The organism is Paenibacillus sp. GP183 (assembly GCF_900104695.1).
Lineage (GTDB): Bacteria > Bacillota > Bacilli > Paenibacillales > NBRC-103111 > Paenibacillus_AI.
In genome coordinates, this window is the sequence record NZ_FNSW01000001.1 from 917,121 (window position 1) to 935,770 (window position 18,650).

An 18,650-nucleotide genomic window follows, 5' to 3' on the forward strand; every position below is an offset into this window, starting at 1 on the left:
GTATGTGATGGCTTTTACCTGAGGATATATTCTCGGGAGTACTCCATACAGATAACCTAGCTGAGCTTCTGCCCAATCTGGGTATGATTTATTGGATGGCAATACGGTATGTGCAACGGCCGCTTCTGAAATTATGATCGGCTCATCTCCAGGATAGTAGTCATGGATGGTGTCGAGAGGCCTGAAATTTGGAGACCACACCATCGCCACATTCGGTGCTTCTTCTGCCATAATCTTATGAATCAGTCTAAATTTTTCAATGTATTTCTGCGGATCACCATGCCAAGGCACCCAGGCGCCGTTCATTTCAGAAGCATATCTCAAAAAAATCTGTTTTCCAAATTAGAGGACGGCAGCAGACCGTTTGCTTTGGGTCTGTTCAAAGGCGGTCGAAAGCTGGGCATAGCCTTTGAACCCCATTGGGAAGTCGAAGTCGATCTCCTGCTGCAGAATGCTTCCGAGCCGCTTCAAGTGGTTGCCTACAACCGAAATATGGATGTCATCGGTCTTAGCCAATTTTCTGTAAACTAGCAGGTCTGGTTGTAGAAGCAGACGATTACCGCACTGCTTCCTTGAGCATGGCTTCATTCATTGGACCCTGATGCTTTAATCGTATGAGGCCTCCGGGCTGAATGACGTAAGTCGAAGGAAATGCGGCAATCCTATAGGTTTGGGTGAGATCTCCTTTGGAATCAAAAAGAACAGGGAACGTGTATCTTTTCTCCCCCAGCCAATCTCCTACTGAACTTATACTTGTTTCCGAATTCGTTGCATTTACGGCCAGGATGATGACGTTATTATCACTGATATGCTCATAAAATTTCTGCATCTCCGGCATTTCGGTACGGCACGGCGGACACCATGTCGCCCAGAAATTAAGCACCACCGTTTGGTCTCGATAATCGGACAACTTAAACAACTGACCCTTCCTATCCGTTAGTTCGAAATCAGGCGCCTTCTGCCCTATTTTAAGGCCGACAGTGGAAGAAGTCGCGGCAGCTTCCGCTTTTTCCCAAAGATTGCTCCCCAATGTGGAAATAAATACATGTCCTATGGCAAATATAAGGATTAGCTGTATGGCAGTCATAGCGCTTCCCTGCATTTTTCTATACATCCAGCGGAAAAGAACCGCCAACCCCAGAAACACCAACAGCCCCAGTGTCAGTCGGTTTCCATCCCCCCAAATCAAAAGAAGTAGCGTTCTTGCCGAGTAACCTCCCAGTAAAAACACCAGAACCGAATCGAGCATCGTCTCTTTCGTGATCGAATTCTTTCTGCCTGCAGTATACAAATATACGATTGTTAATGCACTAGCCAGCCAAGCTCCCCTACCTCCGCCGTGAAAATAAAGCAGTGCAAGCGGCTCCTTCCATAGAATGGAAGGATCAAATATGAATGAGCTCAATTTCCAGCACAGAAGCCAAATAAGGAGAGAATTAGTCAGCAAAGATGCGAGAATTTGAGCTTGTTCACGTCCTCTTACACTAACTCGGTGTACTCCGATACCTGCCAGAGCCGATAATACCCATATAAAGATAGAAATTGTAATATTGAATGGACCGATCGCTATCGTTTCCATGGTTATGACTCTTCCGACAGCTGATCTTCACTGAACTCTTTATGCTTTCGTTCGATGAACAATGTCATCAAGGCAGTAAGCGCCAATCCCCCAAGGAAACCTCCAAGATGTGCGTAGATATCAACATGAGGAGCCACAATTGAGTATATGAAACCGATCACGATTATGGGGATTACGGTTTGTCTCGTCTCAAATTCAATCATATCCTTGCGAAAGATCGACAAATACAAGTAAGCGCCGTATACGCCGTAAATTGCACCGGAAGCACCAGCCCCGATATAAATGCCGCTGTGGAGTTGAGCACTGACCAGATTTCCGATAATACCGCAGGCAATATAAAATAAAAAGTACCGCGCAAGGCCGAGCATTCTTTCAAGAGGTGCGGCAAAAACATACATCGCAAAGCTGTTAAACAGCAGATGCTCCCAGCCTATATGTATAAAAATGGACGTTACGTATCGCCAAGGCTCAGGATGCATGTCTGGCAGGTTGAACATGGCTCCGAACCGAAGCAAGGTGGTGCTATCCTGCGACGAGCCGTACCATTCCATGGCCGCCATGACAAGCAATTGAATCACAATCATTGAGAAAGTGACAGGGTACTTCTGTATGTACTCATTCAAGCTTTCTCTTCGGGCAAACATGTGCAGGCCACTTCCCTTCTGCGATCTGAAGATATGTTCTCTTATTATAGCGCAGTTGAAGATGTATCCGTCATTTTTTTCTTCAGTTTTTCTATGGTAAAATAGCACTTAGGTTTAACACATGAAGTAAAGGAGTGCTTTATTTGAATACCATGAAAGCCATAGGACTTACTCGATACCTTCCGATTGAGAATACAGAAAGTTTGATTGATCTTACTGTAGAAAAGCCAAAAGCAAATGGACGTGACCTGTTGGTCAAGGTGATTGCAGTCTCCGTCAATCCCGTTGATACCAAGGTTCGTTCACCTAAAGAGAAAATCGAAGAAACGCCAAAGATATTAGGTTGGGACGTGGCAGGCATTGTGGAAGAAGCGGGAGAAGACTGTTCTCTTTTTCAGCCTGGGGATGAGGTGTTTTATGCCGGCAGCATCTCACGGCAAGGCGGCAACAGCGAATATCATCTGGTGGATGAGCGAATCGTCGGGCACAAGCCAAAGACTTTAAACTTTGCAGAAGCAGCGGCTCTGCCTCTAACATCCATCACGGCTTGGGAAGCGCTGTTTGAAAGAATGAAGATCTCCCAGGAGCCGAGGGCCAACGAAACAAAGTCCTTGCTAATCATTGGAGCTGCAGGCGGCGTAGGCTCGATTGCCATCCAGTTGGCGAAACATGCAGGTCTTACCGTCATTGGTACAGCTTCCCGCCAAGAAACAGTGGATTGGGTAACATCCATGGGCGCGGATCATATTGTCAATCATCATGAAGCTTTGCTCCCACAGCTCCAAGCATTGGGATTTTCGAGCGTTCCCTACATCTTCTGCTTGAATGCTTTGGAGAAACACTGGCAAGGCATCAGTGAAGCGGTCTCTCCGCAAGGTGTTGTCTGTGCCATTGATGATCCAAAATCACCGCTTAACCTCAATCTGCTCAAGCGAAAAAGCGCAACCTTTGTTTGGGAGTTCATGTTCACACGCTCTCTCTTTGAGACGGAAGACATGATCGAACAGCACATCTTGCTCAATCGCATCGCTAAGGCTGTGGATGCTGGCACGTTGAAAACAACTTTAACCCAACGCCTGGAACCCATCACAGCAGAGAATCTTCGTCACGCTCACGAACTCCTGGAGAGCAACAAGATGATTGGCAAATTGGTGCTGGAGCATTTTTAGAGTTTCTGATCACACAAGAAAAAAAGAGCCCATTGATCGCGATCAATGGGCTCTTTTTGGACTTCCCTAGAAAGTGGGGAGGTTATCCAGATTGTTTTCTTTTACCCCGTCGGGTTCACTTCGCAGGATATCACGTCCATAACGGTGGAAAACGTCTACATTAGCCAAAACCCCATCTTTCGCTTCATTCAAAGCAGATATATAATCCAACTGGCGCCCTGATGACGTTTGAATCGCAATAATATCACCGTCATCATTTTTTCGCACAGCTACAATGGACTCTTTGCCATCCGAGGCAGCGGCCTGCATTTGATCCTGCTCTGCCTGCATTTCACCCTGCTGCCTGTAATTCTGATAAATTTGTTCGAAATTTTCATTGGTAGGACCTTGATTCATCATAATCACCTCGTCCATTATGATGCACAGAATTCACCTTATTTATCAGGCCGCTTGTGGTTCCAAAATCTTTGACTCAATTTTTGAACTTAGCATTTAAGGGTTAGTAAACTAAAACTCACAAACAACAAGTCTAGCCTCAGTAATTTACAGCTTAACCTTTAGATAACATGCCATAGTCATCTAAAACTCAGTATTAGTGAACCCAACTTACCTAGTAAGGACATTTGGTTCACTGTAGCTCGCTGCCAAAAAAAATAGCGGAAAATAGTGACTTTGGAGTCATTAAACCTGACTATAACCTCATTAAATGAAATCGGGAAGGATAAAGATCTCCTATGCCGTCATTGCCCTAAGGTGCACCCAGGCTATTGAGAAGATCTCGACGGTAAACAAAAAGAAACCCGTCGTCTTGAAAAGACGCGGGTTTCTCTCCGAGATGACTCCTGATAAATCAGAAGTCATCTCTTGACAGCATAGGTCAGGGTATCTTTTGCAAACTTTGCTGCAATGCCTATTTAAGGACTGGAGTGCTGAGTGGAACTTTGCGTATCTTCGCCGTTTGCTCAAAGGAATAAGCAAGGGAGAGCAGCAGCGGTTCGCTGTAATCGCGGCCGAGCAATTCGGCGCCGACCGGAATACCGAGCGGTGCTGTTTTGGTCGGGGTGGAGAAGCCGCCAGGGAACGTCACGGCCGGGAAGCCGGTGCCGTTGGACAGTGTGCCGTTGCGCTCAGGCTGGTCCGTTTGGCCAGTCGGCGCGACGAGCACCTTCTGCAGCGGGTACAGGATGGCGTCAAGCTGGAGTTCGGCCATCTTCGAAGATACGGCCAAGCGCAGTTTGTCACGGTTCAGTGTGCGGTCTTTATATGTCTGGTTGTTCAGGCCGTCTTCCACGGCAATTTCGGATTCAAGCGTTTTCTGGATATCCGGCGACGCGGTTTTGGAATCCACCAGCTGTCGGAAGCTTTTCACGGGAGCATTAGATCCGAGTTCAGCAAAATATTTGTCCATAGCCGACCGGGCTTCCCAGTTGGAGGTGGCGACGACCGGGGACAGCTTGTCATATTCCGGCAGTGTGAAGTATATGATAGTCGCACCTTTGTCTTTCATCGTTTCGATCACTTGCTCCATGACTTTATTGACCTCTGCGTGGCGTTCTGCATCACCGTACAGGTTGGTCATGACGCCGATTCGCGCGCCTTTTAAGGAATCCGCATTCAACCCTGCCGCATAGCTGACGGGAGTCCTGCCGACACCGAACGCAGTGATCGGATCTTTGGGATCATAGCCAACCATGACATCGAGCAGTTTGGCTGCATCATTCACCGTACGGGTGATCGGACCAACTTCGTCCTGCGTGAAGCTGTTCGGCATAACGCCAGCACGGCTGACCAACCCTCTTGTCGGGCGAACGCCGACCAGACTGTTGGCGGAAGCGGGTGACCGGATCGATTGCCCGGTATCGCTGCCTGTACCCAGCACAGCAAAGTTGGAGGCAATCGCTGCGCCGGTTCCTCCGCTGGAACCGCCCGGTGTACGGGTCAAGTCATACGGGTTCAGGACTTGGCCGCCAAGGCTGCTGATGGATACGCCTCCGCGCGCGAACTCTTGCATGTTGGATTTTGCAAGGATGATAGCTCCGGCGTCGCGCATTTTGTTGACCGTGAAGGCGTCGGAGGTCGGTACCGAATCTTTCATGGCTACATTGCCTCCACTTGTAGGCATGTCATATGTATTGAAATTGTCCTTAAGAATGACAGGAATGCAATGCAGAGAGCCGACGCGGCCTTTGCTATCCTTGTACTGTTCATCCATCTTCTCTGCAATTTTCAGGGCATCAGGGTTGATGGTAAGAATGGCTCGAAGGGCTGGACCTTGCTTGTCATAGGCTTCGATGCGGGCAAGGTAGCTTTTGACCAGAGTGGTGCAAGTGAGCGTTTTATTCGCGAATGCGGCTTGGATGCTCTCGACGGTGGCTTCCTCGAGAACGAACGGTTTGGCTTTTTGCTTATCATTTTCACCAAACTTGCCATAGGCGGGGAACTGCAATACTCCGAGGACCAAAAATACGGTGAATAAGATCAGTGTAATCTTTTTGACAGGCGACTTCATACTGTTTCCCTCCCATTCAATTTAATATGTTAGATTATATCACATAGAATAGTAGAGTGAAAGTATTCATGTAATTTAATTTCCATATAATTCATTATCAGGTCGTATTTCCTCACATGAAGATACACCGATTTCACATCATAACTCAAAAAGGGCGGGACGATTGTCCCACCCTTAGGTTAATTTCGCAGCACACAATCGAATAATGGGAATCAGACTAGCCCTTAAATTTTTTCAAAAACTGCACGGCTTTCATGATGTCCGCTTCGGGATTAGCCCCTACTTCCCGTTCGATCGTTAAGTATCTGGAGTACCCGATATCAGTTAAGGCCTGCAAATAACCCTTCCAGTCAACACTTCCTTCTCCGAGAGGAACTTCCTCGAAGGCTTTCCCTCCACTGGCCATCTCTGCGATTTTCTCATGATCGAGAGGATCATAACCAAGCGCGCCATAAACCTCTCGAGGATCTATTTCATAATTACGTACTCCATCTTTAGCATGCGTATGAACAATATAATCCTTCAAGGTATATACGCCTTTTACCGGATCGTCACCTGTGACCATAACCATATTGGCAGGGTCAAAATTGACAGAAACGCCATTGGAGCCCAGTCCGTCGAGAAAAAGCTTCAGTCTATTCGCGGTTTCCGGTCCTGTTTCGATGGCAAAAAAAGCACCCATGCTTTTCGCGTATGTGCTCAATTCCTTACACGCCAAATGCATAGTTTCGTATATTTCGCTCTTTGGATCCTCAGGAACAATTCCTATATGGGTAGTGACAATGTTGGTGCCAAGCTCCATGGCCAGATCGAGAATGCGTTTTGATTTTTCAACCTTTTGTGCGTTAACGCTTTTATCCTGAAAGCCGTGTCCGCCTAAATCTCCTACCAATGCAGAAATTTCCAAGCCTAAGGATTCAATATAGGATTTCCATTCCTTGCGGGCCGAAGGCGTCAGGCTGGCAGGGTCCATCTCTCCGGAAACGGCATATATCTGCACGCCGTCGGCGCCTACTTCCTTAGCCTTAATCAAGCCCTCCTTCACACCGACACGAAAACTATCTACGATTACTCCAATTTTCATAATAAATTCACTCCTTCTGGAATATTTGATGATTTAATTTTTTACTGTCCCGCTTGCTCCCAAATTCTTCTCGCATTCTCCAATCCGATCCGCGTGCCGGTCAAGCAATCTTCCATGCCTTCGAACTCAATGGAAATATAGCCGTCGTAATCGGAGGATCGGATCTGTCGAATCACTTCAGACATGTCAATATCTCCACAGCCGATAATGGCTCCTCTTAGAAAGTTGCCATGGCTTGTTTGAAACCAACCTTCTCCCGGGTTTCCCCGAGACTTACGATAATAGAAATCCTTCAAGTGCAACATGGAGGCATAGGGAAGCAAGCTCTGAACTGAGCAAACCGAATCGGCGTCGACGCACATAACGTTTCCCACGTCCATAGTGATCATAAAGTTGGAACGATCCACCTCATTCATGACCCTGAGTACTCTTTCCGGTGATTGGATGAAATACCCGTGGTTCTCCAGACTGGTGGTGATCCCGAACTGCGCCGCATAGTCAGCTATTCGTCTGCATGGCTCGATCAACCTGGGGAGATCGGCTTCAAACTGCTTGACGGACGTTTCCGCTATTGGACGAAAGGCCACGTCATGCCGCATCCTCTTAACGCCAAGCCGATAGGCAATGTCTACATGAGTCATAAGCTTGCGGATTTCCTGTTCTGTTTCATCCTCTGTCGGCTTAAGGAAGTTGGCCCCTACCGCGTAATTTGAAATATCCAACCCGACTTCTTCCGTCTTCCTGCGGATCGTATCGATCAAATCCGGATTTTCAACCAGATCGAACCCGATAGGGACGATCTCTACATGCTGCGCTCCTTGATCTGCCATCCACTGAATAGCTTCTGTTACAGTCATCTGCTTCGATTGTATGGCCCTGCTTAAGCTGTAAGAACTTACTCCCAATTTCATGTAATTGTCCTCCATGGATTCAATTTTTAGCTCCGTTAGCCCGCCTGTTCCTCTAATGGAGTCACGCACTTTTCCAGCGGCAGACGGAGCGTGATCCGGGTGCCCCTGCCCGTGCCGCTTTCGAAGAGGAATTCCGATTCCTTGCCGTAATACATTTTCATGCGGGTAACCACATTTCGCAGACCGAACAAGTCCTTCTCCTTTTTGATGTCTGTCGAAATGCCTTCTGCAGCTAGTCTCGACGCTTCCTCAAGTTTGACACAGATATAGTCGAGCCTTTGGTTTTCCACTCCTGCTCCGTTATCGCTCACTTCAAGCACCAGCATGTTGCCTTCCAAATATGTAGATATGACGAGCTCCCCGCCTTCACTCTGTTTTTCCAGGCCATGCAGAACGGAATTTTCCACAATGGGTTGTAAAAGGAGCTTCAGTACATGATAAGGCTCGCTTTCCTCGGCGATGTCGTACCTGACTGTAAAATGGTCCAAAAACCGCAGCTGCTGGACTTTAATATAATATTTCAAATGCTCGATCGTATCTTTTACTGAAAACGTCTCGTTCCCCTTGTTCAGGCTTAGCCGGAAAAATTTCGACAGATTGAGGACCATTTCGCTGATTTCATCTGCTTCATAGTTTTTGGCCGTCCAATAGATGGAGTCAAGAGTATTATAAAGGAAATGCGGGTTGATCTGCGACTGCAAAAACTTAAGCTCCATTTTGGACAGTAAAAGCTGTTTCTCATAGTGGTCGCGAATGAGTGTCTTCTGGTTTTCAGCCATCCGGTTGAACGATTCGATGACATACCCCAATTCGTCCACGCGCGCGTCTTCCAATTGTATGGTGAAATTGCCCGTGCGGAGCTGCTTCATCCCATAAGCCAATTTTCGCAGCGGAGCGGAAATCCCCCTGTAGACAATCCAGGAAATCCAAACCGCAAGCACCAGGCTGACGACTAATATCCCGTAAGTAAACACCTTCAAGGAGTCGGTATGGCTGCGAATTTCCCGCAGAGGCTGCTCCATCATGAGCGACCACCCGGAAAACTTGGACTTCACGCTGATGGCGACCATCTCCGTACCGGTTTGCGGCGACCTGAGGATGGTCCTGACCTCGTCCCCTTTGTTCAAGACTTGCGGATTTACACTCACACCTGTGCCGGTAATCGGGATTCCATCGCTTCCAAAAAGATAGATGTTCGCATTTTTGGAGGGGAGAAGCGGTTTCGCCAGTTCGATCAAGGCGCTTTTTTTGACAGAAATGATGAGCAGGTTCGGATTGATGAGCGTCCGGTTATAAGGATCCATCGTACGGATCAGATGAACGCTGTCCGCATCGAAGAAAGATTCACCACCCTGCGGCGTATAAAAAATCGTTCCCCCGCCCTCCTCCACCAAACGCTGGTACCACTCCTGCTTCTCCGCTCCCTCGGGCAGCTTGTGTCCGCCGAGCTTGCTGGAAATAACGGTACGAGACGGCATATGGATGATGGTGATTTGGTCCACCAACAAGTTGACCGTCGTCATGTTCGTTATCTGGTCCATCACCTGCGCAAATTGAACGAAGGACTGCTTTCCCGGCTCCTGTCCGACGGACTGCAGCGTGGTGTTCACGTTCATATCGAAAGCGATCAGCGAGGAAAGCTGTTCGATGTTCTGCAGCGTCAGGTCGATGTAACCAACCATTGTATGCAGGGCTCCCTGGGTCCTTTCTCCCGTTTGCACTTCCAGGATCATCTGCGATTTGGCGATGGCAAAAAGACTGAAGCCAGCGAGCGGAAGCAGGATCAGTAAAAAATACCATGTCAACCGAACCTGGATAAAACCGGTTAGCATTTTGCGCACTTTGGACAGGATTTCTTTCGTCAATTTGCTGGTCCCTCCTTTTATGCCCGGTCTCTCTCGGCTACTTGCTGGTTTCCCGCCACCATTCGTTCACTTCCCCGGTAATTTCATCACCGCCGGCATCCTTCCACTTTTTTACAAATGCATCGAATTCCTCAATGGGGCTCATGCCCGCGATGATTCGCGTAAAGGTTTCTTCCTGGAGTTTGGACAGCTTTACTTGATGTTTGCCCATTGCAGGAGTCGGGGGTCCATTAAAGCGGTTTTCCATCAGATTGCTTTCAATTCGCTGCACGTTGTCATAAAGCCGGAACTGCTCTCCGAGTCCATTCAGACGATCCCGGGTCATGTCCCGCTCAACGGTATCGGCCAACGATCCATATATGCCCCGATATCCTTGCTTCGTATGCTCTTCAAACCGGATAGTCAGCTTTTTATCCACCAGGGTCCAAACTTCATTTTCAAAGCCGAGCTTCAACGTTTTTTGGCCTGGCCCTGCGATAAAATCGAGGAATTTGACCACGGACTCCACGTTCTTGCTCTTAAGGGGCACGACATTGTAGGACCGGATGTTGGACGTGCTGTAGACCCCATGCCCCAGGTTCGGGCCAATTGGAAATTCAAGCGGGATCCACTCCGCTTTTGGATCGTTTTTGCTGTTCTCCGCAATATAGGTGCGCGTGTCGGACCAAGCTGCGGAATATAGGCCGACCCGACCGGTCGCTATCTTTTTGCCAAGAACATCGATTTTATTCAACGGGAATTCCGGGTCAAGGATATTCTGGTCGTATAGATTCCGAAAGTAGGCGAGCGCTTCTTTCATCTCGGGGAGGATACCGGAATAAACCAGCTTGCCGTCTCGCTCGTACCAGGCGTTCATTTGTACGCCGAAGGCACCAAGAAAAGGTGACGTTCTCCCGAGACGATCCAGGATTGAAAGGCCGAAGGTATCCTTCATTCCATTTCCGTCCGGATCTCTTTCGGCAAAAGCCTTCATCACGGCCGTATACTCATCGATCGTCCGGGGAGGCTGCAGGCCGAGCTTGTCCAGCCAGTCCTTCCGGGCGTAAACAATCTCCGTTCCCTTTACCTCACTCAGGCTGGGAATGGCATATATGTTGCCGTCAACTGTTACGTTGTCCCAAGCTTCTTTGGGGATTTTGGCTTTCAGGTTTGCCCCGTATTTCTCGATATAGTCGTTCAATGGTGTTAGCGCCTTTTGATTCACATAGTTAATAAACCATGAAGCACTGCTCGTGTTGAGCAGGTCCGGAGGCTCCCCGGATGTCATGATGACGTTCAGCTTTTCATCGTATCCGTTCAGCGGAGGAAGGGTCACATTCACCTGTACACCGGTATTTTTCTCGATATAGGTCAGGTAAGGATTGTTGTTTTCATCCATGCCTTCAGGAAAGCCCAAGCCTAGACTGTTCACCACAATCCGGATTACAGGTGCATCTGCGGCATTGGAAGCCTCTTTGCCGTTCTTTCCCCCTGCCTGAAAGCTGCAGCCGGCGGTGGTGAAGGATGCGAGCATGGCGAGAATAGCGAAAACTGCCGCTTTCTTTCTTTTTTTCATAGAACCCCCCTTCCTGCAGAACAAAACAGACAATCACCCAGCCAAAATACGCTGCAGGATCGGCGTCAGCCCATCCGCCATACGCAAAAAGCCGAGATCGGTCGGATGCGAGCCGTCAACCGTACATTCATGAGCATCTTTACCCAGCAGCGCAGCGCCGTCGCAAAAATAGATATTGGCATCATCCAGCTCGCGCCTTTGCTCTACGGTTCGGATCTGGACTTGTTTGCGTTCCGCCCGTACCTGGGCCATTTGTGGATCAAATTTTTCTTTGGCATGTGTGATTCGCGAGATCACAAGGATCGGCGTCAACGGATGCTTTTCCCGGTATATGGATATGAAGTCGGGCAGCGTTTTCTGCAGCAGTTCTGTGGAAACGCAGTTCGCCTCATAGTCCAGGATCAAGCAAGCGGGGTCTGGGATTTCCGCCAGAATATGAGCGAGCTCCGGCTCTCCTTTGCCGTTGCCGGAAAAGCCCAGATTGAGGAACTCCAAGTTGATGCGGCGGGATAGTATGTTCGTGTAGGCCATGCCCGGACGGGAAGCACAGCCTCCCTGCGTGATGGAGGTGCCATAAACAATGATTTTTTTAGTGCTGTCGTAAACTGGAGGATGATCGATCTGCGCTTCCAGATCCAAGCCGACCCAAACTTCCTCTACGCCTTGGTAAAGCGGGAAGTTCAGTGTTATGATCCGGTTCTCGCGTTCAAAATTCGTAAAAATAACGCTTTCAAACTCAGTCTTCCTGTGATCGTAAACGGTAGTGTTGTAATAAACCTGTTCTCCCAGTCCCCCGATGTAACAGTCAAACCCGCACTGCCCTGTAGCAGGCATATGATACATATTGGCAGCCCCCGTCAATTTTACTTTGACGGACAGCGAGGCGGCATCCGTCGCAAAGCGGATTTGACCGCCGGCTGTACAGTTAGCCAATAGGTCGACTGCCTCCGGAAGAATCCAGCTTGGCTTGGCGGGAAGCCGGCGGTAACGGCTTTCTTCGCTCAGCCAGCCGAATCCGGCAAGCTGAAACGGCTGCTCGAGGGGTGAATGCCAAATTAAATCATTGTCGCCGGATTGTTGAATCCACATGTTAGCATCCAACTGCACCGCGTTAACTGGTTGTTGTTTATTCGTCATGTTGCGACCCTCCTTTACTTACTACAATAATAAATGTTTTTGGGTTCCCTGCAAATTATTAATTGGGTCAATGGTTATTAAAGTACCAAAAGAAGTCATGGTCCTCCGCTGCAGCCCCATTCCCGCTGTAATACAATAGGGATAGCCTGTGAAAACCTCCAGGCAGATAGTCAAAAGGAGGGGGTTTATTCATTGTCAGAAAGGAACAGCAAATCCATCATTCAAGAATTGCATGCCGATATCGTCGTAATTGGCGGGGGAACCGGGGGCTGCGCTGCCGCACTTGCCGCCGCCAAATCAGGTAAGACGGTTATCATGACCGAGGAAACCGACTGGATCGGCGGGCAGTTGACCAGCCAGGCCGTCCCGCCGGATGAACACCCTTGGATCGAGCAGTTCGGATGCACCCGCACATACCGACAGTTTCGGGATGGGGTGCGTGATTATTACCGGCGCCATTTTCCGCTCACTGAGGAGGCACGGTCCCACATTCTTCTGAATCCCGGAAACGGCGGTGTTTCGCGATTATGCCATGAGCCGCGCGCTGCTTTGGCTGTCCTGCAAGATATGCTGGCTCCATATGTTCACAGCGGGAGGCTGCAAATTCTTACCCTCCATTGTGTGAACTCGGCTTCCGTGGATGGCGACGACGTCCGTTCGCTTACGGTACGCAATTTGATCACCGGGGAATTTGCGGAGCTATCCGCCGCCTATTTCCTCGATGCAACGGAATGCGGGGACGTCCTGCCGATCGCCGGAGCGGAATATGTGACCGGAGCAGAGTCCGTGAGCCAGACCGGTGAGCCCCATGCCGTGGACGGTGATGCTCTTCCGCAGGACATGCAGGGCTTTACGTATTGTTTTGCAATGGATTATATCGAAGGTGAAGACCACACCATCGCGCGCCCGGAGCGTTATGAATTCTGGCGGCAATATAAAGCCGATTTCTGGCCAGACCGATTGCTGAGCTGGGCAGGTGTCCGCCCTCATTCGCTGGAGCCGGTGACTTATGAGCTTTTTGAAGGGACGGAAAAGTATTCCCTGTTCTACTATCGACGTATCATCGACAGCAGGAACTTCGAGAAGGGATTTTATCCCGGAAGCATAACGATGGTCAATTGGCCGCAAAACGATTACTGGATTGGTTCAGTCATAGATGTAAGCGAAGATGAAAGAGAACGCAACCTATGGGATGCGAAGCAGCTAAGCCTCTCCCTGCTCTACTGGCTGCAGACGGAAGCGCCCCGGCCGGACGGCGGCAAAGGATACCCGGGACTTAGATTGCGTAAAGATATCGTAGGCACCGATGATGGACTGGCCATGTATCCCTACATACGGGAATCCCGCCGTATCAAAGCCGAGTTCACCGTATTGGAACAGCACGTGAGCACCGCCTGCAGATCTGACGGAAAAGCGGAGCCATTTGACGACTCCGTCGGCATCGGCTGCTACCGCATCGACCTCCATCCGAGTACGGGCAACCGCCATTATATCGATATCTCTTCACTCCCGTTCCAGATTCCACTGGGCAGCCTGATTCCTGTCCGGATCAATAATCTGCTGCCGGCGTGCAAAAATCTTGGCGTCACCCATATCACTAACGGCTGCTATCGGCTCCATCCGGTCGAATGGAATATCGGCGAGGCCGCTGGTTTTCTGGCAAGCCGCTGCATCGACCGCAACCTGCTGCCCCGCGAGGTGCGGAACCAGGAATCGGAGCTCCGCGACTTCCAGCGCATGCTGGTGAGCTACGGAATCGAACTGGCTTGGCCGAGTATTCATTCGGTATAAAAGAAACGCTATTGGGGAGATCCACATTTAACCATTCCAGAGAAGAGGAGCTTATCAAACATGAGCAAAGTAAAAATAGCGGTTATCGGAGCCGGTTCCATTTCCGAAATGCATTTAAAATCTTATCAAACCAATCCGGATGCAGAGCTTTATGCTATCTGCGATCTGAACGAGGAGCGCGCCAAGGTCAAGGCCGAAAAATACGGCATTACCCGCGTGTACACAGACTATAAGGAGCTGCTTGCCGATCCGGGAATCGATGCCGTGAGTATCTGTACTTGGAACAACAGCCATGCACCGATTTCTATCGCAGCTTTGGACGCCGGTAAAAACGTTCTCACCGAAAAACCGCTCTGCAAGACGGTGGAAGAAGCGTTAGCCGTTGAAGCTGCAGTCCGCCGTTCCGGCAAAACGCTCCAGGTCGGATTCGTTCGTCGGTATGCGTCTAACACCAGCATCGTAAAATCATTCCTCGACAATGGCGAGCTCGGTGAAATTTACTATGCAAAAGCATCTTGCATCCGTCGTCTCGGCAACCCAGGCGGCTGGTTTTCGGACGTCGAGCGTTCGGGCGGCGGTCCCCTGATTGATGTAGGCGTGCACGTGATCGACTTGTGCTGGTATTTGATGGGCCGACCGAAAGTGAAATCGATATCCGGCAACACTTATAAAAAGCTCGGCAATCGTGCAAACGTGAAAAATCTCGCCTTTTACAAAGCCGCAGACTACGATGCCTCTCGCAATACCGTAGAGGATATGGCGAATGCCATGATCCGCTTTGAGAACGGTGCCTCCCTCCTCGTCGACGTAAGCTTCACACTTCATGCGAAGGAAGACGAGCTCACCGTAAAGCTGTATGGAGAAAAAGGCGGCGTCGAGCTTGAGCCCAAGCTGTCCATTGTCACGGAGAAATACGACACCATCCTGAACCTTACGCCGCAGATCAACAACCTGTCTTTCGATTTTGTCGCCGGGTTCCAAGACGAGATCAATTATTTCATCGAAGTATGCCAAGGGAAAAAAGAAACGATCTCCCCTGTGCAGGACGGCGTCGAAATGATGAAAATTCTTTGCGGAGTCTATGAATCCAGTTTAAAAGGAGAAGAAATACGCTTCTAAGAAAGGATAGTGAATACCGTTGAAAAAGTCGAAAAGGCTGAGATTCACCCTCTTATTGACGTTGATTATTTCCCTTTGTCCGATGGCATTGTTTACTGCAGTAACTGGCTCCGCCGCTGCCGCCGCTCCAACAGCCGCCGATTACATTGAAGTGGAAGCTGCTCCGGTAGACATCACTATCAATATTGAAGGTCCACGGAAGCAGATTAATTTTATCGATAAAGATGTAAGCGGAATTACGGATTATGTCGCGTTATTTACAACGGAGTACGCGCCGCAGATTACGGTTGGAAAAACATCCGTCGCCGTTGTCGTCAACTCCGCTAACCAGGTGATGCGGGTTGTTAACCCTTCCGTGAACGGCGGGGTGCCTGTCTGGACGGGACCTACTGACCTGGTTATCCCACTTGGCGGTTACATTCTGGTATCGAATGACGACAGCTGGACGAATAAAACGTACAAACAGTACCTCGCGAAAAACTTCAAGGTCGGGGATACAATCAAGCTTCGTAAAAACGGCAATGTAATACCGGTCACTGACTTAATGACGGGGCAGGGTCTTAAAGCCCGGCTCAAGCTGAACAATGATGAATGGTTTACCGTCACCGAGCCGAAGGCAGCCGTCTCTGGCAAGCTGGAAAATCTGGAGCCGGGTATCCCCTATTCGATACGTGTGAATCAAACCACCGTCGCTTTGCAGGTGGACAGCACCTTCCAGATTGAGATCGGGCTTACGGATGGCGTCAATTACCTCGACGTCGTTGTTTCCAAGAACGGTGTGGAAAACGACAGAAAAACACTCGTCGTGTTTTATAAAAAACCAAACAGCACCGCGAAGGAAGTCGTCCTTTGGGTCGATCAGGGAACGAACATTTTCAAGCTTCAGACGCCTGAAAATGTCCGCGATATGCTGATCAAGGCGAAAGACGCCGGTGTCACCGCTGTAGCGTTGGACGTTAAAGGCGTGGAAGGCTTCGCCAACTACAAGAAGAACGACCTGACGGGCCGGCCGCACATCTCCCAAATGACAGCGCCGACTCGCGCAGGAGCGAATCCGAACCTCGACATGCTGGAGGAGTTCATCAAATACGGTCACCAGCTTGGCATCAAAATCCACGCTGCGTTCAACGTCTTTGCCGAGGGCTCGCCTGCCCACAACGAATACGGGCTGCTGAATCAGCACCTGGATTGGGAAGAGCAAGTGTACCGTCCCGAGGATGGCGGCCAGATTTTGCGGCTGCGTGAGAGCAGCTATTTCAAATCTGGCAAAGCCCTCGTCGCTTTCGTCAATCCGGCAAATGATGACGTAAGAGCGTTCGAGCTCAAAAACATGGAAGAAGTCATCAAGAACTATGATGTTGACGGTGTAGTGCTCGATCGGACTCGCTATGACAACGAAACGGCCGACTTCAGCCCCCTTACCCGTCAGAAGTTCGAAGCTTTTCTCGCCGCCCGTGGTAAACAGCTAACGAACTGGCCGGCCGATGTTTTTACCTATGTGAACAATGTCCGTCAATTCGGCCCCCTCATCAATGACTGGTGGGAGTTCCGGTCACTGACGATCAAGACTTTTACCGATGAAGTCCGTTCGCTCACCGACCGCTATACGATATTAAAGGGTAAAAAAATCAATTCTTCCGCCTATGTCGGCTCCTGGTTCGAGTCCTACTACCTGAACGGCGTCCACTGGGGAAGTCCGAATTTCAAGTACGACAGTCGTCTGCAATTCCCGCAGGACAGCTTATATACCGACTCTTACGCCAAAACAGGTTATACAAAAAACATCGATTTTCTCATGATAGGCACATACCAGACGACACAAAAAGAAATCGAACATCACATTACATTGGGCAACATTGTAACGAACGGCGAAGTTCCGATGTACGCCAGCATTGCGCTGGCCAATATCCAGGATCCCCCGCTGCAGCGGTCGGTGTTTCAGGCTGGTCTGTCTCAATCGAACGGCTTGATGCTCTTTGACTATTCGCAGGTAAACTGGCCGGTCGTGAAAGCATCTCTCCAAAATGTGGAATATGTCAAGGATTATCAAGTAGGCTCTAGTATTCCTGGAAATAGCGAAGCTTTCCTGGAAGCCGATCTGTACAACGTTAGCCGCAATGAAAACAATCTTAACTTCTATACGGATGCGTATGGCCTGACGACGGCTACAAGCACGTTCGGTGTCGAAGCGATTATCGGAAACACGGGTAAAGTCACCAAGGTCGTCAACCAACAGCAGGCACTGAGCTGGAATTGGACGAATATGTCCCCCAATAACAGCGCCATTCCCCGTGGCGGCTTTGTGATCTCGGCGCTCGATGCGTCCGGCGTGCGAACGAAACGACAGTTGGTCGCCAGAACATACAAGGTCGGCGATGAAGTAAGATCGGCAGTAATGCGTGGCCACCTGGCCTATGCAAACATCAGCACTCCGCTGAAGAACCTGGAGATCAAAGGCAGCGTGGAAGTGCTTGGACCGGGAACGGCTGAAGTTCGTTTAAACGGCGTACCGGCAACGCTGGCAAGCAGCGGAGACTTCAGCGGTAAGGTCACGCTGAGTATGGGCGCCAATGCCCTAAAAATTTCCGTTTACGTGGACGGCCGCAAAACGAACGAAAAAACCGTAACCGTTACGCGTACGGCGCCAGTCATCACTGGCATCGAGCTTGATTCCGCAGCATACCGCCTTGTGGCTGGCGATCAGCACGCGACCGTCACGACTGCAGTCTACTCGGACGAAACGAGCGCAGTGGTTACTGGTGCCAAGTTCAGTTCCAGCAATCCTGAAGTAGCCACAGTATCTGCAGATGGTACGGTTACCGCATTGAAAGCCGGTACGGCAGAAATCACTGCTCTATACGCAGGCAAAACAGCCAAGTCGGTTGTTACCGTTGTAGAGATGACAGGCTTCTCATTTGAAGAAATGAAACACAGTCTTGTCAAAGGTGAAGTTTATACGGCGCCATTATTGGCAACCTACTCGGACGGCGTTTCAGAGTATATAACACTGGGACCGATATATGTTTCTTCGCTCGACAAAGTTGCTTCCATTGCTGCGGACGGCACCATCACAGCCGTTAAACCAGGAAGCGCAATGATTACAGCCTCCTACCGGGGCAAGCAGTCGGAGATCAAAATCAAAGTGTTCAATAATGTTAAAGAAAAAGAATGACAGAGAGAACAACTAAGGATATGAAAAGGTAGATCCAAAAAAAGAGCATCCAGTTCCTTCCTCATAGGAAGATCTGGATGCTTTTTGGTGATACCAACTGATTGTTTGCCGTCCT

The 18,650-nt window shown here is 49.5% G+C and carries 14 protein-coding genes; 5 read left to right on the forward strand and 9 right to left on the reverse strand.

The window, feature by feature from the left end; genetic code table 11:
• The first annotated feature begins 279 nt into the window (after window positions 1-279).
• The gene (locus BLV33_RS04505; protein WP_139305688.1) at window positions 280-531 is read left to right on the forward strand and encodes a hypothetical protein; all 252 of its coding nucleotides are present in this window, start codon (window positions 280-282) and stop codon (window positions 529-531) included.
• Window positions 532-556: 25 nt separating this feature from the next.
• On the opposite strand, the gene BLV33_RS04510 is transcribed toward BLV33_RS04505, so the two are convergent.
• Together BLV33_RS04510 and BLV33_RS04515 are read right to left on the reverse strand one after the other, a co-directional pair.
• The gene (locus tag BLV33_RS04510; protein WP_090788666.1) at window positions 557-1,579 is read right to left on the reverse strand and encodes a redoxin domain-containing protein; all 1,023 of its coding nucleotides are present in this window, start codon (window positions 1,577-1,579) and stop codon (window positions 557-559) included.
• Window positions 1,580-1,581: 2 nt separating this feature from the next.
• Window positions 1,582-2,223, reverse strand: coding sequence for a rhomboid family intramembrane serine protease (locus BLV33_RS04515; protein WP_090788668.1), 642 nt, complete (start codon window positions 2,221-2,223; stop codon window positions 1,582-1,584).
• A 152-nt stretch (window positions 2,224-2,375) separates the two neighbouring features.
• Between BLV33_RS04515 and BLV33_RS04520 the strand changes: the two genes are divergently transcribed.
• Entirely contained in the window at window positions 2,376-3,392 is a 1,017-nt protein-coding gene (locus tag BLV33_RS04520; RefSeq protein ID WP_090798676.1) for a zinc-binding alcohol dehydrogenase family protein, read from the forward strand.
• 66 nt (window positions 3,393-3,458) lie between these two features.
• Here BLV33_RS04520 and BLV33_RS04525 read toward each other — a convergent pair whose 3' ends face one another.
• The 7 genes from BLV33_RS04525 to BLV33_RS04555 form a co-directional block, all read right to left on the reverse strand.
• Window positions 3,459-3,788, reverse strand: coding sequence for a DUF3892 domain-containing protein (locus BLV33_RS04525; protein WP_090798678.1), 330 nt, complete (start codon window positions 3,786-3,788; stop codon window positions 3,459-3,461).
• A 514-nt stretch (window positions 3,789-4,302) separates the two neighbouring features.
• Window positions 4,303-5,901: an amidase family protein gene (locus BLV33_RS04530; protein ID WP_090788670.1), complete on the reverse strand. Its 1,599-nt coding sequence runs from the start codon at window positions 5,899-5,901 to the stop codon at window positions 4,303-4,305.
• A gap of 217 nt (window positions 5,902-6,118) precedes the next feature.
• Window positions 6,119-6,985, reverse strand: a complete 867-nt coding sequence (locus tag BLV33_RS04535) for a sugar phosphate isomerase/epimerase family protein (protein ID WP_090788673.1) — start codon at window positions 6,983-6,985, stop codon at window positions 6,119-6,121.
• A 41-nt stretch (window positions 6,986-7,026) separates the two neighbouring features.
• Window positions 7,027-7,896 carry a sugar phosphate isomerase/epimerase family protein gene (locus BLV33_RS04540; RefSeq protein ID WP_090788675.1) on the reverse strand — a complete coding sequence of 290 codons (870 nt, stop codon included), beginning with the start codon at window positions 7,894-7,896 and terminating at the stop codon, window positions 7,027-7,029.
• Between the two features lie 35 nt (window positions 7,897-7,931).
• On the reverse strand, window positions 7,932-9,761 hold the full coding sequence (locus tag BLV33_RS04545; RefSeq protein WP_090788677.1) for a cache domain-containing sensor histidine kinase: 1,830 nt from the start codon (window positions 9,759-9,761) through the stop codon (window positions 7,932-7,934).
• Between the two features lie 37 nt (window positions 9,762-9,798).
• Window positions 9,799-11,316, reverse strand: coding sequence for an extracellular solute-binding protein (locus BLV33_RS04550; protein WP_090788679.1), 1,518 nt, complete (start codon window positions 11,314-11,316; stop codon window positions 9,799-9,801).
• Between the two features lie 33 nt (window positions 11,317-11,349).
• Complete coding sequence (locus BLV33_RS04555) at window positions 11,350-12,453, reverse strand: SGNH/GDSL hydrolase family protein (protein ID WP_090788681.1); 1,104 nt, start codon at window positions 12,451-12,453, stop codon at window positions 11,350-11,352.
• A gap of 216 nt (window positions 12,454-12,669) precedes the next feature.
• Here BLV33_RS04555 and BLV33_RS04560 point away from each other — a divergent pair, with 216 nt between their 5' ends.
• Genes BLV33_RS04560 through BLV33_RS04570 form a run of 3 tightly spaced genes read left to right on the forward strand, consistent with a single transcriptional unit; the run spans window position 12,670 to window position 18,535 of the window.
• The gene (locus tag BLV33_RS04560) at window positions 12,670-14,244 is read left to right on the forward strand and encodes an FAD-dependent oxidoreductase (protein WP_171909332.1); all 1,575 of its coding nucleotides are present in this window, start codon (window positions 12,670-12,672) and stop codon (window positions 14,242-14,244) included.
• A 60-nt stretch (window positions 14,245-14,304) separates the two neighbouring features.
• Window positions 14,305-15,363 (forward strand): Gfo/Idh/MocA family protein, encoded by a 1,059-nt coding sequence (locus BLV33_RS04565; RefSeq protein ID WP_090788683.1) that lies wholly within the window; start codon window positions 14,305-14,307, stop codon window positions 15,361-15,363.
• Between the two features lie 19 nt (window positions 15,364-15,382).
• Window positions 15,383-18,535 carry an Ig-like domain-containing protein gene (locus tag BLV33_RS04570; RefSeq protein WP_090788685.1) on the forward strand — a complete coding sequence of 1,051 codons (3,153 nt, stop codon included), beginning with the start codon at window positions 15,383-15,385 and terminating at the stop codon, window positions 18,533-18,535.
• Window positions 18,536-18,650 lie beyond the last annotated feature (115 nt).

Excerpts from the sequence above, each read along its gene's own strand:
- BLV33_RS04505 (WP_139305688.1), top strand. The coding sequence starts at position 280 with ATGCCAAGGCACCCAGGCGCCGTTCATTTCAGAAGCATATCTCAAAAA.
- BLV33_RS04510 (WP_090788666.1), bottom strand. The coding sequence starts at position 1,579 with ATGGAAACGATAGCGATCGGTCCATTCAATATTACAATTTCTATCTTT.
- BLV33_RS04515 (WP_090788668.1), bottom strand. The coding sequence starts at position 2,223 with ATGTTTGCCCGAAGAGAAAGCTTGAATGAGTACATACAGAAGTACCCT.
- BLV33_RS04520 (WP_090798676.1), top strand. The coding sequence starts at position 2,376 with ATGAAAGCCATAGGACTTACTCGATACCTTCCGATTGAGAATACAGAA.
- BLV33_RS04525 (WP_090798678.1), bottom strand. The coding sequence starts at position 3,788 with ATGAATCAAGGTCCTACCAATGAAAATTTCGAACAAATTTATCAGAAT.
- BLV33_RS04530 (WP_090788670.1), bottom strand. The coding sequence starts at position 5,901 with ATGAAGTCGCCTGTCAAAAAGATTACACTGATCTTATTCACCGTATTT.
- BLV33_RS04535 (WP_090788673.1), bottom strand. The coding sequence starts at position 6,985 with ATGAAAATTGGAGTAATCGTAGATAGTTTTCGTGTCGGTGTGAAGGAG.
- BLV33_RS04540 (WP_090788675.1), bottom strand. The coding sequence starts at position 7,896 with ATGAAATTGGGAGTAAGTTCTTACAGCTTAAGCAGGGCCATACAATCG.
- BLV33_RS04550 (WP_090788679.1), bottom strand. The coding sequence starts at position 11,316 with ATGAAAAAAAGAAAGAAAGCGGCAGTTTTCGCTATTCTCGCCATGCTC.
- BLV33_RS04555 (WP_090788681.1), bottom strand. The coding sequence starts at position 12,453 with ATGACGAATAAACAACAACCAGTTAACGCGGTGCAGTTGGATGCTAAC.
- BLV33_RS04565 (WP_090788683.1), top strand. The coding sequence starts at position 14,305 with ATGAGCAAAGTAAAAATAGCGGTTATCGGAGCCGGTTCCATTTCCGAA.